Origin of the sequence: Campylobacter sp. CNRCH_2013_0855, from assembly GCF_025773025.1 — a bacterium.
GTDB classification, from domain to species: Bacteria; Campylobacterota; Campylobacteria; order Campylobacterales; family Campylobacteraceae; genus Campylobacter_D; species Campylobacter_D jejuni_C.
On the sequence record NZ_JAKMTE010000020.1, the window covers coordinates 1 to 15,618 of the forward strand.

The following is a 15,618-nucleotide window of genomic DNA, read 5'->3' on the forward strand; positions in this document are numbered from 1 at the left end:
TCTTCTATATTTTCTTCTATATTTTCTTCTATATTTTCTTCTATATTTTCTTCATGTAAATCATCTAGCAATACCAAATCATCTTCATCTTTTTTTTCATCTACTAATATATCTGTTGTTTCAGGTATATTGCCAGCTTTTAATTCATCATCTAAAGTCTCTTCAAAAAATTCTTCTTGCAAACTTAAATCATCTTCACTTAAACTCTCTTCATGCTCAGACAAGTCAATACCAGCTAAAAGTTCATTTCCATCTAAAGGCGTATCTTTAGCAATTAAAACATCATCATCAAAATTTAATTCATCTTCTTCTAAAGTATTATTTTTATCTTCATTTAAAGTTTTTTCACCACCCAAAAGCTCTATAAAGTCAGTTGGTAAAAAAGGTTTATATAAACATTCTACGCCTTCTACTTGCTCTTGGTTTCTAGGTAATAAACAAATCAATCTATTACATTTGCTTTTTAAATCATCTAAACTAGCTTCAATATCATGATCTATAATAATAACATCATAAAATTCTCCAAGCTCCTCAGTATTTGTAATTTCTTCAAAATCATAACCTAATTTTTGAACCCCTAAACTGATTAGCTTTGAAACAGCCGTATTAGAATTTATCAGCAAAACCTTCATCTGTCATCTCCCAAAATTAAAGAAATATCTTATTTTAAAACATTTTTAATTATTTATTGCTTATATATTAAAAAATAATAATTCCATATGCTCAAAACTTTTCATTGTTAAATTTTTAAAATACTGCATCATAATAAGCAAAATAGCAATAAGCACTGCAAAAGATAAGAATATCTTAATAGGGTACCCCACTACCAAAAGATTAAACTGAGGCATAGTTTTCATAAGCATACCAAAGATTACATCTGATAATAAAGATATAGCCAAAACCGGAAAAGCCATAGAAAAACCAAGTACAAAAATATTTACCATGGCTTTATTTAAATAAAGTATTAAATTTTCATGTGGATAAAACCCACCTAAACTAATGTATTCTAACGAATTGGATATAAAAAGCAAAACTAAATGATGTCCATCAAAGGCCAAAAATACAAGTAAAGCTAATAAATTTAAAACTTGTGAGATTACAGGTGTGTTTGTACCAGTTGTAGGATCCATAACACTAGCCATAGAAAATCCCATGGTAAAAGAAACCTGCTCACCTGCCATTTGTAAAATAGCAAAAGTCATTTGCAAAATCAACCCTGCCATCATACCAAAAAGTACTTCACTTAAAAGATATAAAATAAAAAAAGAATCAGGTGTATTGCCCTCAAGCTTTGCTAAAGGATATAAAAACATTGTTAAAAATAAAGCTAAGGTTGTTTTTACCACCAAAGGTATACTATTGTGAGAAAAAAAAGGAAAAAAAACTATTAACCCACTCATTCTAGCAAACAAAAGCATGAAAATAACTACATTTTCATCGCCTAAATATTTAACAAATTCCATGGTTATTTAAGTGAAAAACCTTGCCGCATTTTTTAGCAAGCTCTTGATCATGCGTAACAAAAATCAAAGCTGCGTTATTTTTCTTGATATAATCAATCAAAATATCCATTACATTTAAAGCATTTTTAAAATCTAAATTTCCAGTAGCTTCATCAGCAAAAATAATCTTTGGTCTTTTGCTTAAAACCCTAGCTATGCTTACTCTTTGCTGCTGTCCACCGCTTAGCTTTGTGATTTTTTGATTCATTAAATCTGCAATATCAAGTTTTTCTAATAATTCATAATCAATATTCTGTCCGCTTAAAACACTCGCAAGCTCTATATTCTCAAAAGCCAAAAAACCTTTAAACAAATAATGCATTTGAAAAATAATTCCAAAATCTTTTCTACGAATTTCTAGCAAAGCGTCATCATTTAAACTATATAAGTCTTGATTATTATAAAAAACTTTTCCTGATTGAGGTTTTAATAAGGTAGATAAAATATGCAAAAGAGTAGATTTACCACATCCACTACTTCCGCATATTGCAATACAATCTTTTGCATTTACAGCAAAATTTAAATTTTCAAAAAGCGGAATATCAAAACTATGGCTTAAATTTTCCGCTTTTAAAAGTTCCATTTTTAACCAATTTGTGCAGCAACTTCAGCAGCAAAATCTTCGGTTTTCTTTTCTAGACCTTCACCTACTTCAAAGCGAATAAATTCAACTATTTTGATAGTTCCACCTAGCTCTTTTTCTTTATCAGAAATTACTTGCTCGATAGTTTTTTTATCATCCATTACATAAAACTGACCCATTAAAGTAAGTCTGCTATCAAGTTGAGAATTATCCGCAATAAAACTATTTAACTTACCTGGGATAATATTAGGCCAAATTTTTTCTGGCTTACCTTGTGCTTGAAGCTCAGCTTTAATAGCTTCTTCAGCTGCTTGAATTACTTCTTGAGTTAATTGTTTTCTACTTGCATATTTTGGAATTTTATGCTCTGGTTTATTAGGATCTTTCAATCTTCTTCTTTCTTCGTTTTCTTTTTCTAACTCAGCAACTAAAGCTCTGTATTCATTTTCTACAAAATCCATATCAAGTTCTTCATAAGATAAATAACTTGGCTTCATTGCAGCAATATGCATACAAATATGCTTTAAAAATTCTCCACACTTACTAGCTGTAGCTTCGCTATCACAAGCTGCAGCAATAACCACACCAACACGACCATTGGTATGAATATAGCCATTTACTATGCCATTGGCACCTGCTTTTAAAGTAGCAAATCTTCTAACAACTAAATTTTCACCAATAGTTGCAATTTGACTTTTTAAATACTCTTCAAATTTAACACCGTTAATCTCACTTGAATGTAATTCCTCAACATTCTGAAGACTCTTAGCTTGAATATGCGCTGTTGTATCTTTTGTTAAAGCGATAAATTGTTCATTTTTAGCAACAAAATCAGTTTCTGAATTAATTTCACTTACAGTTGCACATTTAAAATCATCACTTACTTTTACGCTTACTAAACCTTCAGCAGCTAAACGATCAGCTTTTTTATCAGCTTTTCCAAGTCCTTTTTCTCTTAAAAGTTGCACTGCTTTTTCAAAATCACCATCTGTATCTTTTAAAGCATTTTTACAATCCATCATACCTGCGCCAGTACTCTCGCGCAGTTCTTTTACCATTTGTGCAGTGATTTCAGCCATTACTCTTTATCTCCTTCAAAATCTTCTTCACTCATAGCTTCTTCTAAAACTTCTTTTTTCTCTTCTTCAGAAATAGGCTGTTCTTCGCTAACTTCACCATCTTGCTCTCTTAATGCTTTACCTTCATTGATTGCTTCAGCCATTTCTTGACAGAAAAGTTGAACCGAACGAATTGCATCATCATTTCCTGGAATTGGGAAATCAACTAAGTCAGGATCGCAGTTTGTATCTAGTGGAGCAACTACAGGGATTTTTAATCTATTAGCTTCTTGTACTGCAATTTTTTCTTTAACAGTATCAATAACAAAAATCATATCAGGTTGAGTTTTCATATATCTAATACCACCAAGATATGCTAGTAATTTTTCTTTTTTTCTAGTAAGCATTAATGCTTCTTTTTTAGTTAAAAGCTTAATACTTCCATCTTCTTCCATTTTTTCTATAACTTCTAATTTTCTAATTGATTGGCGGATAGTTCCAAAATTTGTCATCATACCACCAAGCCATCTGTGATTTACATAAGGCATACCACATTTTTCAGCATATTCCTTAATCGCTCCACCTGCTTGTTTTTTAGTTCCAACAAATAAAATTGTCTTACCTTCTGCTGCAGCATCACGAACGATATTATATGTATATCTAAAGTATCTAAGTGTTTTTTGTAAATCAATTACATAAATACCTTTTCTTTCTCCAAAAATAAATTTTTTCATTTTTGGATTCCATCTTCTTGTTTGGTGTCCAAAGTGTACACCGCACTCTAATAAATCTCTCATGCTTACCATGAAATTCTCCTTGAAATAAAATAATTAGGTTTATTCCTCCGCATTCTTTAACCCATAAGCAACCTAATAAGGATATTAATGCGTGTGAAATGAAAAAATATTATATCAAATTTTATTTTATATTTAGCTTATTATTGAAGAAAAAGAACGCCACAAGGCGTTCTTTGAGTAAATTAGTGTAGTTTAGACCAAACTGATCTTTTCCAACCTATAGCAAAAATACTTAAGATAGCAAAGAATATCATAATATAAATTCCTGTTTGCTCTCTTTCTTCTTTTTTACTATCACCAACTTTTTCAAGATAACTAATAACTTGAGTTTGTGCTTTTTCATTTAGACCAACTCTTGGCATAGCAGTACCGTGAATTTTCTTTTGAGGTTCGTTAATGAAAATTTCAAGATAATGCGTGCCTTTAGAGCGAATCATCATAGATAGATCCGGAGGTGTCATACCAAGATAATTTTTTAAATCACTCATATTTGAGCTTGAAACAAAGCCATCATATTTTACATCATGACATCTTCCGCAAGCATTTTCAAACGTATGTTTGTTTTTAGCAAAATCAAATTCTTTTGCAATTAAAGCCGTTTTTGCTTGCTCTGAAAGCTCTTGATTTTTAGCATATTTTTCTTCTAAATCAGCTTTTAATTTTGCATCAAATTCTTTTTCATATTCACTGGCTGTATTTTTAAAGAATGCAATTAAGTCTGCTAAATCTTGACTATCTTGTGCTTCATCGCCACTTAAAGGATAAGCAGGCATTAAGAATGGATTTTCATCATTGAATTTATGTGAAATTTGCAAAGCTTTAACCGGATCAATGATAAGCGCGGTTAAAAATTTCTCATCATAAATAGTACCCGCATCACTTAAATCAGGAGGTGTTACACCTAAAGAAGAATCTGTGATAGTAGCAGGAATTCCAGCAGCTTTTACACCATGGCATGCAATACAATTTCCTTCAAAAAGCTCTTTTCCTTTTTGTGCATTACCTTTGCTAAAATCGATTTTTGCGATTTTTTCCCATAATTGCTTAGTAGCTTCTTCTTGGCTTTTAGCAAACTCTAATGCTTTTTGAGCATTAGCTATAGCTTTTTCGCTTCCTGAAGCATTAGCATCCATTGCTGCTTTTTCTTTTAAAGCAACTTCACCTTTGGTAAATTCTGCATCAGCTTTTGCAAAGTCAAAATTAACCGGAGTTGAAGGAGGATTCATCACTGAATGTGCATAAGGCTCAACCCCCCAATAAACTAAACCTGTGAAAAAGACAACTACAAAAAATATTTTTAATTCTCTCATTATTAGCCCCTTTTTCTTTCCATGATAGTAATAATTGGTAAGACTACTAACAATAATAGTAAAAATACCATAGAAGCATAAAATCCTATCCAAGCATTAATTCCTGTTGGAGGAAGCTTTCCATAAACTGTTAGTACAATTAAATCTATCAATAATACCCAAAACCATACAAAAAACATTGGTCTTTCGTGTGCTGGTTTTACAACATCACTTCTATCAAGCCAAGGCAATAAGAAGAAAATAATTTGTGCTATACCAAATGCTGCAAGTCCTATATCAAAAGCCTTAATGCTTCCAACATCAAAGAAAAATCCTCTTAAAACTTCATAACTCCATAAGAAATACCACTCAGGATAAATATGAGGAGGTGTTTTTAAAGAATTTGCTGGGTCAAAGTTAATTGGATCCATTGCAAAATTGAATTTAAAACATACCAAATAAAAGAAGAAAATCATAAATAGCGCAATATACATAAAATCTTTAGCTAAAAATCCTGGCCAAAAAGGAATAACTTTAGAACCTTTTGTATCACCTGCTAAATATTTTTCAGCTTCTAAATCAAAATCAATTTCTTCTGAGATTTCATTATTTACATGAGGAATTCTTAAAGAATAAAAGTGGAATGCAATAATTGCCAAAATTACAATAGGCAATAAACACACATGCAACATAAAAAATCTAGTTAAAGTTGGATCTGAAACTGCAAAATCTCCTCTTATCCAAATAACTAATGCATCACCTATAAAAGGAATTCCACCAAAAAGCTGAGTAATAACTTGAGCAGCCCAAAAGCTCATTTGTCCCCAAGGCAACATATATCCACTAAATGCTTCTGCTGAAAATACAACAAATAAAAGCATACCACTAATCCAAATCATCTCACGACCCTTTTTATAAGAACCATAATAAATTCCTGTTAGCATGTGAATATATATGATTAAAAATACAACCGAAGCAGCCACACCGTGCATATGACGCCAAAGCCAACCATACTCTACTTCTTGCATGATAGTCTTATTAACACTATCAAAAGCCAAAGCCACATCTGGCTTATAATACATTACTAAAAATAAACCTGAAATAAATAAAATAGCAAAAAGAGTGGTTAAAATAACACCCATTGCCCATAAGAAGTTAATTTGTTTTGGTATCCAATATTGAGCCATTAAAACATTAAAAAGCTTATTTACAGCTAGTCTTTTATCAAGCCAATCTACAATACCGTTTGCTTTTTTTATCTGTGCCATATTAAGCCTCCGCGATCATTTTTTTATATTCTGGACCTTCTTCGCCTAATACTAATTTTGTTCCATCGATTCTAAAAGGAGGAATGTCCAAAGGTCTTGGAGGAGGACCAAATACATTTTTACCACTAGTGTCAAATTCGCCACCATGGCAAGCACACTTAAATAATTTTTCACTTGGAGCATAAGCTGGAATACAGCCTAAATGCGTACAAAGACCAATAACCACAGTATAAGCAACATCGCCTACAACAACATCTCTATTGCTATCTTTTGCCATATCTGCATCTTTTTTTAAGATAAATATAGGCTTTTTACGCCATTCAATTGTTCTTAGCTCGCCCTCTTTCATACCAGAAAGATCTACAGTAGTAATACCTGCTGCTTTTACACTTGGGAGCGGATCCCATGTTTTTTTCATTGCAACTAATGAAAAAGCACCACCCACAGCAGCTACTGTTCCAAAGGCAAAACCCATAAAGCTTCGTCTACTTTCAGATGTAGCCATTTTACTTCCTTTGTTTTGATTTGTATGTAAAACACAGCAGTTTATCTAAAAAATGATAAATTTTTTCTTTTGAAAAACATTTATATAAAATTTAACCTTTCATAGATTAAAATTAAAATTTTTATATGCCAAAAATAAGATCAACCTGCTATATAAGCATCTTTAAAACTAAAATCAAAATCGCTTTCAACTATAATAACATGTCCCCAGAAAACATCACCATCATCAACATAAAAATCTATACCATTACTTTTTATACTAATAGATTCAAAAGTTAAAAGTTTTGCAAATTGTTTTTCGTTGATTTTCTTTTTATCAGCATCTTCATTATAACTATTAGCTTCTTCTAATAATTGACTAGCGATATATTCTTTTACTTTTTTATCCAATTCCTTTTTGTCTTCAAATATTTTTCTAAGTATTTGTATAGAATTTTCAATATTATCATTATTGAAAGTAACTTCAACCTTCTTTTTATCAACCCAATTAATATTATTTATAAATGTATTTAATCCCTTATCAAGCTCAAAAGTTCCTAATATTTCATCTTTATAATATACAGGCTGTACATATTTATCTAATATAGGTTCTAAATCTTCATCTTCATAATTATTTTCTATTAATTCAACAAGCAAAAACCTTTTATATAAAGCATTATCAAAGTCTTTATGCTTTCTTACTTTTAATCTTACTATAGTTTTATCCTTGAATGTGTTAAAATAATATTTAGTATCATCATCTTTTTTTTGAATTGTTATATTTTCATTTTCTACTACTGTGTTATCAGCAAAATTTTTATATGCAATAGCTGAAATAGATACTTGATAATATTTTTCTTTATTAGGTACTTTTCCAGCTCCTACAGCATATTCTTTTAATATAAAAGCAATATCTAAAATTTCATCTTCAAACTGACTATTAAATTCTTTTATTTCTTTATCTTCCATTTTTATTACCCCTATTTTATCCAGCCAATTCAACTTTTTTAAAATCAAAATCAAAACTACTTTCAACTATAATAACATGCCAGTCAAAAAGTCCTCCATCATCTATATAAAATTCTATAGTATCATTTGTTATATCAATAGATTCAAAACTTAAAGAATTTATAAATTCTTCTTTTGATAACTTTTTATCATTTAGTTTACCCGCTAATTGTCCGTAAATATATTCTTTTATTTTTTCATCTAATTTATTTTTATTTTTAATTATTTTTCTTATTTAATTTTACATAATTTTCTTTTTTACCAACTTCATTATCAAAATGAATAAGAACCTTTTTCATTATTTACCCAATAAAAAGTTTTTTCAAATATATTTAATGATTTATTTAGCGTAAAATTTCCCAACACTTCATCTTTACAATAAATAGGCTCTAAATAATTATTTAGAATATTCTGCAATTCCTCATCTTTGTAATTATTTTCTATTACATCAATAAACTCAAAGGTTTTGTTATTAATTTCTTTTACTTTTAATTTCATTATAGTTTTTTCTTTAAACACTTGATGATAATAAGTCGTATCAGAATCAATTTTATTTATTAATATTTTATTTTTAATTATTTCATTGTTTTCTAAATTTTTATAAGCAATAACATCAGGAAAAGAATTCTATAAAACTTGTTATCATAATATGTAGCAGCTACAGAGCCTTCACCAAACACAGTAGCTACTTCAAAGACTTTATTTTTTACATCCATTAAAATTTTATTTATCATTTTTTCATTTTGATATAAATATGTAAAATATCCAAAGCAGCAGGAGTAATACCGCTAATTTGCGAAGCAGCAAAAATAGTTGGTGGGTTAAATTTTTGCAGTTTTTCTACTACTTCATTACTCAATCCACTCACACTTTTAAAGTCAAAATTTTCAGGAATTTTCAAATCATTTAAGTTTTTCATTTTTTCTATTTGTGCTTTTTGCATTGCTATATAATGATAATACTTCGCTTCATTTAAAATTTCATTCAAAGAATACTCATCCATATTTTTAAACATTTCATCTAAAGCTTTTAATTTTTCTATATTAAAACTAGCTCTTGCAACAATTTTTTGTAAACTCACTATTGAAGTGATTTTTTCCTCTTCAATACTTTGTAAAAATTCATTATTTTGATTACTTGGTGTCCATGTAGTTTGAAGTAAAAACTCAAGTCCTTTGCTAACATTTTGTTTTATATAATCAATATATGCATAATCTTCTTGACTTAAAAGTTTAAAATTATATCCATATTCTCCAAGCCTTAAAATAGCATTTTCTTCTCTTAAAAGCAGTCTATACTCAGCTCTTGAGGTAAACATTCTATAAGGCTCTTTCGTGCCTTTCATCACTAAATCATCAATCAATACCCCTATATAAGCCTCATCGCGCCTTAACACAAAAGGCTCTTTTTCATCAATTGCTAAAACCGCATTCACTCCTGCCATAAAACCTTGTGCAGCTGCTTCCTCATAACCAGTAGTTCCATTAATTTGCCCAGCACAATATAAATTTTTAATCTTTTTAGTTTCTAAAGTATGTTTTAGTTCTGTTGGGTCTATATAATCATACTCTATAGCATAACCAAAACGCGTGATTTTAGCATTTTCAAAACCTTTTATACTTCTTAGCATTGCAATTTGCACTTCATAAGGAAGCGAGGTAGAAAAGCCATTGATATAATATTCAGTCGCATCTTTAGTTTGTGGTTCTATAAATAAATGATGACTTTCTTTATCACCAAAACGATTAATCTTATCTTCTATAGAAGGACAATATCTTGGTCCTATACCTTCAATTTGTCCTGTAAAAAGCGGAGCACGATAAAAATTACTTTTTATAATCTCATGTGTTTTTAAATTTGTTCTTGCTATATAACATGGAAGTTGATTAGGCTTGAAATTTTTCGTTTTAAAACTAAAAGCTTTAGGATTTTCATCTCCAGGTTGAATTTCTAAAACACTAAAATCAATACTTTTAGCATCAACCCTTGGACAAGTTCCTGTTTTTAATCTTCCTACTTTTAAACCACTTCGTTTTAAGTAATCTCCCAAATTTACAGACGCAAGCTCACCTACCCTACCTGCTTGAAGCTTGGTTTCACCTATATGGATAAGTCCGTTTAAAAAAGTTCCTGTTGTAAGTATGATTTTTTTGGCAAAATATGTATTTTCTAAATTAGTTTTAACGCCCTTAACTTCATCATTTTCTATAAGTAAAGACAAAGCTTGCTCTTGAGAAATTTCTAAATTTTCAAGTTTTAAAAGCTTATTTCTAGCACAAATTCTATAAGCATCCATATCAATTTGCGCTCTACTTCCGCGCACTGCTACACCTTTGCTTTCATTTAAAATTCTAAATTGAATTCCAGCCTCATCGGTAATTTGTCCCATAAATCCACCCATAGCATCAAGCTCTTTTACTAAATGTCCTTTTGCTAAACCACCTATAGCAGGATTACAACTTGCAGCACCAATTTGCTCGATTAAAGTAGTTAAAAGTAAAGTTTTTTTACCCATTCTAGCGGCAGCAGCACTAGCTTCAACTCCAGCATGCCCGCCACCTATTACGATTATATCATACATATTTTGACCTCATTTTTATAAAAAAGGCAAAAATTATATAATATTTTTTAAAACAAAACACTAAAAATACTTTTTGAAATTTAAAAGTTTTAGATAAAATCTCATAAAAATTAAAGGTATTGAATGTTTAATGGATTAATCCGCGAATTAGCTTTTGTCAAATCATATCAAAACAACACCTTAAGATTAAAAGCAAACTATAAACCAAAACTAGGCGATAGTATAGCAGTCAATGGTGCGTGTTTGAGTGTAACAAAACTTTTTGATGATGGCTTTAATCTTGAGCTTTCTTATGAAACAAGAACTCACATAGCTATTGAAAATTTAAAAGATTATGTGCATATAGAACCCGCACTAGCTTATGGTGATAAAATAGATGGGCATTTAATGCAAGGACACATTGATGGTATTGGCGAAATTACTAATATTTTCAAAAAAGAAAACGGGGTTGATTTTTATATTAAATGTCCTGATGATATACAAATTTATATGGCAAATAAAGCAAGTGTAGCCATAGATGGGGTGAGCTTAACTATCAATGAAGTTTTAAAAGATAGTATTCGTTTGACTATTATTCCTATAACCTTTAATGAAACCTTGTTTAAAAATTACACCATAGCAAGACGCGTAAATATAGAAAGTGATCTTTTGGCAAGATATATACACAGACAATTAAATTATAAAAAAGAAATCTCATGGCAACAAATAGACAAGATTGCATCGCTTTATTAGAAAATGATTTTGCAAAAGCTTTTGTAGCTTTTGATCAAGATTATAATATTTTTAGAGCAAAAATTCATGATAATATTTTTCCTTGGGAAAATTCTATAAAAAAGTGTGTATTTTTAAATCAAATTCACTCTAATATCATTACTCATTATAATAAAGATTTTCACTTTAACGCTGATGGGATAATTAGCAATGAGAAAAATATAGCTTTGTGTATTTTAAGTGCTGATTGTCTGCCTTTACTTTTATATGATGATGAAAATAAAACCATAGCAGCTTTACATTCAGGTAGAAAAGGTTGTTTTGAAAATATCTTAAAAGAAGCTGTTTTAAAAATGCAAGAAAGTTTTAACACTCAAACCAAGAATTTAAAACTTATTATTTCAGCAGGAATTTGTGCTAAAAATTATGAAATTAATGGCGAGGTTTTAAATTACAGCAAAAAAAATTTTGCACCTTTTTTACATGAAAATAAGCTTAATTTAAAAGCATTAGTTAAATTTCAAGCAAAAGAATTAGGTATTAATGATATTTTTGATATCAATCTTTGCACCTTTGATGATGAGAGATTTTTTTCTTACAGAAAAAACCAAACTCCAAAGCGCATTGTTAGCGTAATTTATTTAAAGGATTCAAATGTATGAAGTAAAAAATTTACTTGCTTTGAAAATTTTACAAAAGGCTAGAGAATTTGGCGATAATGACTTAAGTAACGAAGTTTTAATCACTCAAATGCTAAATCATACCCCACAAACTCTAAATCAAAACGATACTAAAAATTTAAATGAATTTATCACAACGCTTATAAATGCCAAAGAAAAGGCTAAAATGAGTAATAAATGATTTTAATTTTTCCAAGTTAAAGTAAATTTTGTTCCTTTCTTTAACTCACTTTCTACTTTTACGCTAATGTTATGCTCTTTACAAATTTTATCAACCAAAGAAAGCCCTATACCAAAACCACCTTGATTTTCATTAAATCTTGAATAACGCTCAAAAATATTGGCTAAATTTTCTTTTGCTATACCACAGCCACTATCTTCTATTATGAGCCTTTGCTCTAAAAGCATTATTTTAATATGGCCATTTTTTACATTATATTTTATAGCATTATTAATAAGATTATCAAACATTTTAAAAAATTGTTCTTTGTTGGCATAAATTTTTCCATTATTTTCCAAGATAAGCTCTAAATTAATATTTTTTTGCTCCAAAAATATCTTAAAATACTCCATTCTTTCTTTGATTAAATCTTTTAAAAATATCCAATCTTTTTTAGCTTCATAAGCTTGAGAAAAATTTAAAAAAGTTAAATCTGAATATAAATGACTTAAAGTCAAAGCAGCTATTTTTACACGCTTTAAAGCCTTGATTTCTTCAAAATTATTTTTTCTTTCCAAACTCTCTACACTCATTAATATCGCACTAATTGGTGTATTAATTTCATGAGTAGTATCTTTTATGAAATTATTTAAAAATCTTATTCTCATTTCTAAAGGTTTAAGTGCAAATTTTAGTATAAAATAAGCCATTATACTTACAAAAATCAAAGAAGAAATCATAGCCAAAGCCACCTTAAACCTTATAAAACCAAGCTCTTTAGAGATATCATCACCTTGCACTAAAACTCTCAGACGATTAACATCGCCTAAGACCTCCAAAGCATTTTGTCCTTGAGTATTTGCAAGCAATAAATTATTTAAATTCACATCAGCTACATAAATTAAGGTGTTATTATTGTAAATATTTGTATTATTAAGTTTAAAAAATATTGTTTGAGCAGGCAAGTCAAGATTAGAAAAATAGACTTTTGTTCTATCAAATATTGCAAATTTTATATTAGAAATTTGAGCAATTTTTCTAGCACCTTTTTCTATAGGCTCAAAACGCAATTTTTCCATTTGTAAAATTACAAAACGGTGTTCTTGTCTTAACTTTACACTATGCTCAGTTACTAATTCTTCTATTAGCTTTGCATACCATACACCAAAAAGCACTATAAGAACACTTCCTATACTTACCAAATATAAAGAAAGAATTTGCCATGCAACACGCTTGGCTTCATACATAGCAATACCCTCTTCCCCTTTGATTAACAATACTATCTTTACCTAAAATTTTTCGTAAATTTTTTACATAAGCCCTTAAACTGAGCTCACTTGGCTCTTGATCATACTCCCAAATTTCTTCAAAAATACAAGCAGTATCTATAAATTTACCTTTGTTTTTTAAAAGCAAAGATAAAAGCTTTAATTCTTTTAAAGGCAAAGTCAAAGGCTTATCATCTTGGTATAAAGTTTGCGAAACAAAAGCAAATTTAAAACCATTTCCCAAGTCTTCATAATCTTCATTTTTATGAGCAAAAGAACGCTTTAAAATAGCATTAATTCTTATTTTTAACTCCTGCAACTCAAAAGGTTTTTTAATATAATCATCACAACCGCTTTCAAAACCTTTTTGTAAATCCATAGTAGTATTTAATGAAGTCATAAAAATAGCTGGCGTGTATTTACCTGCCTCTCTTAAATTTTTTAGCACACTAAAACCATCACCTTGTGGAACTTTTACATCTAAAATCCATAAATCAAAATTTTTCTCATAGGCTTTATCTTGCGCATCTTGAGCATTGTCTACTAAAACTACTTCAAAGCCTTCTTCTTCTAAAAACTCACTAACAATTTCCCCTAAATTAATATCATCTTCTAGTAAAAGAATTTGCGTAGCCATTTTTATCCTTTATCTTGCTTTAAAGCATTATATTTTTTTTATGTAAATTGAATGTGAATTTAGCAGAGTTAAAGCCAAATATTTATAAAATATTAACTGTTTTATATTTGTACTTTAGGATTTGTTATGCTACCTGAATGGGATAAAAAATATAGTATCAATAATACAAAAATTGATGCTCAACACCAAAAACTTTTTGAACTTGCTGCAAAAGTAGAAAAAATTTCAGATAGACCAATTTATCAAGTAGAACTTAAAAAACTTATAGCTGAATTTTTTAACTATATAAAAATCCATTTCCAAGATGAAGAAAACTACATGGCTGAAATCAACTACCCTTATTTAAACCAACATAAGCTCATGCATAAACAAATCACAAAATCTATGATAAAACTTATACAAAGCATAAAAAGCACGAATGATTTAAAAGAAAAACTATACATAGTAGTCAATTCATGGCTTATAGAACATATTATACAACATGATATGATGATAGAACACTGGAGACAAAATACACAAGTAAAAAATTCTTCAGATACTTTCGAAGAAGAAAAGCCAAAACCAAAGAAGTTTTTATATCAATGTCAATGCGAAGGGAAAACCCATAAAGTTCCTTATGACATTCATTTGAAAATGCAATATTCTAAAGTGCAATTTAAATGCAAAGAATGCTCCGCTAACCTAGTTTTATGTAAAGAAAAAACAGAAATTTAATAAAAATTAATCATAATTTAAAATATTGTAAATTATAATGCCTGCAAAACTCTGCCAAATATAAACAGGGGGTTGATATGCTACCAAAATGGTGTGATAAATACAGTATTCACAATGATGAAATCGATAAACAACACAAAAAACTTTTTGAACTTGCTGCTAATGTAGAAATGATTTCAGATAAACCCGTTCATAAAGGACAAATCAAATTTTTACTTGCAGATTTTTTTAACTATATGAAAGAACATTTTGCTGAAGAAGAAAAATATATGGCAAAAATAGGTTATCCTGAACTTGCTAATCATCAAAAAATTCACAAAAGCATTATTCAATCCATGATAGATTTAATTCAAAATATAAAAAGTACTAATGATTTAAAAGAAAAACTCAATATCATTGCGTCAAAATGGCTACTAGAGCATATCTTAAGAGAAGATATGAAGATAGAAAAATGGCACCAAACGCGATTAAATAAAAAAGACAATGAAACAAACTCAGAAGATTTGCAAGAATTTTATGAGTATGTTTGCTCATGTGCTGACAAAATTCACAAAGTACCTTGTGAAATTCATCAAAAAATACAAACAACCAATGCAAGCTATAAATGCAAAACTTGCCAAGAAGCAATAAGACTAAAATAAAGGCTAGACAATGAATAAAAAATATACTTTAACTCTTTCAGAAGAACTTTACGAGCGCTTAAATAAAACTGCAAAATTTTCTAAAAAGAAAAAAGCTGAAATTTTACGCAATGCTTTAGAAAATTATCTTGATGAAATGGAGGACTTTGCTCCAGCTATAGAAGCTTTAGAGGATCTAAAAGATGGAGATAGTAAAAAGCTAGATAGTATTATTAAAAAATTAAAATGCTAATCTTCT

At 29.2% G+C, this 15,618-nt stretch carries 19 protein-coding genes and 1 pseudogene; 6 read left to right on the plus strand and 14 right to left on the minus strand.

The genetic code is table 11. The annotated features are described in order from the left end of the window. The 12 genes and pseudogenes from L8X40_RS07775 to mnmG form a co-directional block, all read right to left on the minus strand. Positions 1–632 (minus strand): annotated as a pseudogene (locus L8X40_RS07775) (hypothetical protein); the annotation flags it as partial. A 60-nt stretch (positions 633–692) separates the two neighbouring features. Continuing rightward, a complete protein-coding gene (fliR, locus tag L8X40_RS07780; protein ID WP_087684959.1) occupies positions 693–1,463 on the minus strand; it encodes a flagellar biosynthetic protein FliR in 771 nt (256 codons plus the stop codon). Further along, positions 1,450–2,085, minus strand: coding sequence for an ABC transporter ATP-binding protein (locus L8X40_RS07785; protein ID WP_087700909.1), 636 nt, complete (start codon positions 2,083–2,085; stop codon positions 1,450–1,452). Before L8X40_RS07785 ends, fliR begins: the two co-directional genes overlap by 14 nt. Positions 2,086–2,087: 2 nt before the next feature. After that, positions 2,088–3,164 (minus strand): translation elongation factor Ts, encoded by a 1,077-nt coding sequence (gene tsf, locus L8X40_RS07790; RefSeq protein ID WP_087700910.1) that lies wholly within the window; start codon positions 3,162–3,164, stop codon positions 2,088–2,090. Beyond that, complete coding sequence (gene rpsB, locus L8X40_RS07795; protein WP_087700911.1) at positions 3,164–3,949, minus strand: 30S ribosomal protein S2; 786 nt, start codon at positions 3,947–3,949, stop codon at positions 3,164–3,166. The genes tsf and rpsB overlap by 1 nt, the downstream gene beginning before the upstream one ends. A 173-nt stretch (positions 3,950–4,122) precedes the next feature. Next, the gene (locus L8X40_RS07800; protein ID WP_263667630.1) at positions 4,123–5,250 is read right to left on the minus strand and encodes a c-type cytochrome; all 1,128 of its coding nucleotides are present in this window, start codon (positions 5,248–5,250) and stop codon (positions 4,123–4,125) included. A gap of 2 nt (positions 5,251–5,252) precedes the next feature. Next, complete coding sequence (locus tag L8X40_RS07805; RefSeq protein ID WP_263667631.1) at positions 5,253–6,497, minus strand: cytochrome b; 1,245 nt, start codon at positions 6,495–6,497, stop codon at positions 5,253–5,255. A 1-nt stretch (position 6,498) separates the two neighbouring features. Beyond that, positions 6,499–7,002, minus strand: a complete 504-nt coding sequence (locus L8X40_RS07810) for a ubiquinol cytochrome c oxidoreductase, 2Fe-2S subunit (RefSeq protein ID WP_039618773.1) — start codon at positions 7,000–7,002, stop codon at positions 6,499–6,501. Between the two features lie 140 nt (positions 7,003–7,142). Beyond that, the gene (locus tag L8X40_RS07815) at positions 7,143–7,949 is read right to left on the minus strand and encodes a DUF2262 domain-containing protein (RefSeq protein ID WP_263667632.1); all 807 of its coding nucleotides are present in this window, start codon (positions 7,947–7,949) and stop codon (positions 7,143–7,145) included. Positions 7,950–7,965: 16 nt separating this feature from the next. Further along, positions 7,966–8,223 carry a DUF2262 domain-containing protein gene (locus L8X40_RS08630; RefSeq protein WP_412175587.1) on the minus strand — a complete coding sequence of 86 codons (258 nt, stop codon included), beginning with the start codon at positions 8,221–8,223 and terminating at the stop codon, positions 7,966–7,968. Between the two features lie 38 nt (positions 8,224–8,261). After that, a complete protein-coding gene (locus L8X40_RS07820; protein WP_412175588.1) occupies positions 8,262–8,597 on the minus strand; it encodes a DUF7021 domain-containing protein in 336 nt (111 codons plus the stop codon). 121 nt (positions 8,598–8,718) lie between these two features. Continuing rightward, positions 8,719–10,569: a tRNA uridine-5-carboxymethylaminomethyl(34) synthesis enzyme MnmG gene (gene mnmG, locus L8X40_RS07825; RefSeq protein ID WP_263667634.1), complete on the minus strand. Its 1,851-nt coding sequence runs from the start codon at positions 10,567–10,569 to the stop codon at positions 8,719–8,721. A gap of 123 nt (positions 10,570–10,692) precedes the next feature. Here mnmG and ribE point away from each other — a divergent pair, with 123 nt between their 5' ends. The 3 genes from ribE to L8X40_RS07840 are packed head-to-tail and all read left to right on the plus strand — an operon-like array spanning position 10,693 to position 12,141. Next, the gene (gene ribE / locus L8X40_RS07830) at positions 10,693–11,301 is read left to right on the plus strand and encodes a riboflavin synthase (RefSeq protein ID WP_214136323.1); all 609 of its coding nucleotides are present in this window, start codon (positions 10,693–10,695) and stop codon (positions 11,299–11,301) included. Continuing rightward, a complete protein-coding gene (pgeF, locus tag L8X40_RS07835) occupies positions 11,265–11,942 on the plus strand; it encodes a peptidoglycan editing factor PgeF (protein WP_214126532.1) in 678 nt (225 codons plus the stop codon). The genes ribE and pgeF overlap by 37 nt, the downstream gene beginning before the upstream one ends. Beyond that, the gene (locus L8X40_RS07840; protein ID WP_039618783.1) at positions 11,935–12,141 is read left to right on the plus strand and encodes a hypothetical protein; all 207 of its coding nucleotides are present in this window, start codon (positions 11,935–11,937) and stop codon (positions 12,139–12,141) included. The genes pgeF and L8X40_RS07840 overlap by 8 nt, the downstream gene beginning before the upstream one ends. Positions 12,142–12,143: 2 nt before the next feature. Here the strand turns inward: L8X40_RS07840 and L8X40_RS07845 are convergent, their stop codons facing one another. Further along, positions 12,144–13,397, minus strand: a complete 1,254-nt coding sequence (locus L8X40_RS07845) for a sensor histidine kinase (protein ID WP_214136322.1) — start codon at positions 13,395–13,397, stop codon at positions 12,144–12,146. Further along, entirely contained in the window at positions 13,360–14,025 is a 666-nt protein-coding gene (locus L8X40_RS07850) for a response regulator transcription factor (RefSeq protein WP_087700920.1), read from the minus strand. Before L8X40_RS07850 ends, L8X40_RS07845 begins: the two co-directional genes overlap by 38 nt. A gap of 126 nt (positions 14,026–14,151) precedes the next feature. Between L8X40_RS07850 and L8X40_RS07855 the strand changes: the two genes are divergently transcribed. From L8X40_RS07855 to L8X40_RS07865, 3 genes are all read left to right on the plus strand, one after another. Further along, the gene (locus L8X40_RS07855; RefSeq protein WP_087700921.1) at positions 14,152–14,739 is read left to right on the plus strand and encodes a bacteriohemerythrin; all 588 of its coding nucleotides are present in this window, start codon (positions 14,152–14,154) and stop codon (positions 14,737–14,739) included. A gap of 77 nt (positions 14,740–14,816) precedes the next feature. Beyond that, the gene (locus L8X40_RS07860) at positions 14,817–15,380 is read left to right on the plus strand and encodes a bacteriohemerythrin (RefSeq protein ID WP_263667635.1); all 564 of its coding nucleotides are present in this window, start codon (positions 14,817–14,819) and stop codon (positions 15,378–15,380) included. Between the two features lie 10 nt (positions 15,381–15,390). Then, positions 15,391–15,612, plus strand: coding sequence for a ribbon-helix-helix protein, CopG family (locus L8X40_RS07865; RefSeq protein ID WP_263667636.1), 222 nt, complete (start codon positions 15,391–15,393; stop codon positions 15,610–15,612). Positions 15,613–15,618: the final 6 nt, after the last annotated feature.

Excerpts from the sequence above, each read along its gene's own strand:
- fliR (WP_087684959.1), bottom strand. The coding sequence starts at position 1,463 with ATGGAATTTGTTAAATATTTAGGCGATGAAAATGTAGTTATTTTCATG.
- L8X40_RS07785 (WP_087700909.1), bottom strand. The coding sequence starts at position 2,085 with ATGGAACTTTTAAAAGCGGAAAATTTAAGCCATAGTTTTGATATTCCG.
- tsf (WP_087700910.1), bottom strand. The coding sequence starts at position 3,164 with ATGGCTGAAATCACTGCACAAATGGTAAAAGAACTGCGCGAGAGTACT.
- rpsB (WP_087700911.1), bottom strand. The coding sequence starts at position 3,949 with ATGGTAAGCATGAGAGATTTATTAGAGTGCGGTGTACACTTTGGACAC.
- L8X40_RS07800 (WP_263667630.1), bottom strand. The coding sequence starts at position 5,250 with ATGAGAGAATTAAAAATATTTTTTGTAGTTGTCTTTTTCACAGGTTTA.
- L8X40_RS07805 (WP_263667631.1), bottom strand. The coding sequence starts at position 6,497 with ATGGCACAGATAAAAAAAGCAAACGGTATTGTAGATTGGCTTGATAAA.
- L8X40_RS07810 (WP_039618773.1), bottom strand. The coding sequence starts at position 7,002 with ATGGCTACATCTGAAAGTAGACGAAGCTTTATGGGTTTTGCCTTTGGA.
- L8X40_RS07815 (WP_263667632.1), bottom strand. The coding sequence starts at position 7,949 with ATGGAAGATAAAGAAATAAAAGAATTTAATAGTCAGTTTGAAGATGAA.
- mnmG (WP_263667634.1), bottom strand. The coding sequence starts at position 10,569 with ATGTATGATATAATCGTAATAGGTGGCGGGCATGCTGGAGTTGAAGCT.
- ribE (WP_214136323.1), top strand. The coding sequence starts at position 10,693 with ATGTTTAATGGATTAATCCGCGAATTAGCTTTTGTCAAATCATATCAA.
- pgeF (WP_214126532.1), top strand. The coding sequence starts at position 11,265 with ATGGCAACAAATAGACAAGATTGCATCGCTTTATTAGAAAATGATTTT.
- L8X40_RS07840 (WP_039618783.1), top strand. The coding sequence starts at position 11,935 with ATGTATGAAGTAAAAAATTTACTTGCTTTGAAAATTTTACAAAAGGCT.
- L8X40_RS07850 (WP_087700920.1), bottom strand. The coding sequence starts at position 14,025 with ATGGCTACGCAAATTCTTTTACTAGAAGATGATATTAATTTAGGGGAA.
- L8X40_RS07855 (WP_087700921.1), top strand. The coding sequence starts at position 14,152 with ATGCTACCTGAATGGGATAAAAAATATAGTATCAATAATACAAAAATT.
- L8X40_RS07860 (WP_263667635.1), top strand. The coding sequence starts at position 14,817 with ATGCTACCAAAATGGTGTGATAAATACAGTATTCACAATGATGAAATC.
- L8X40_RS07865 (WP_263667636.1), top strand. The coding sequence starts at position 15,391 with ATGAATAAAAAATATACTTTAACTCTTTCAGAAGAACTTTACGAGCGC.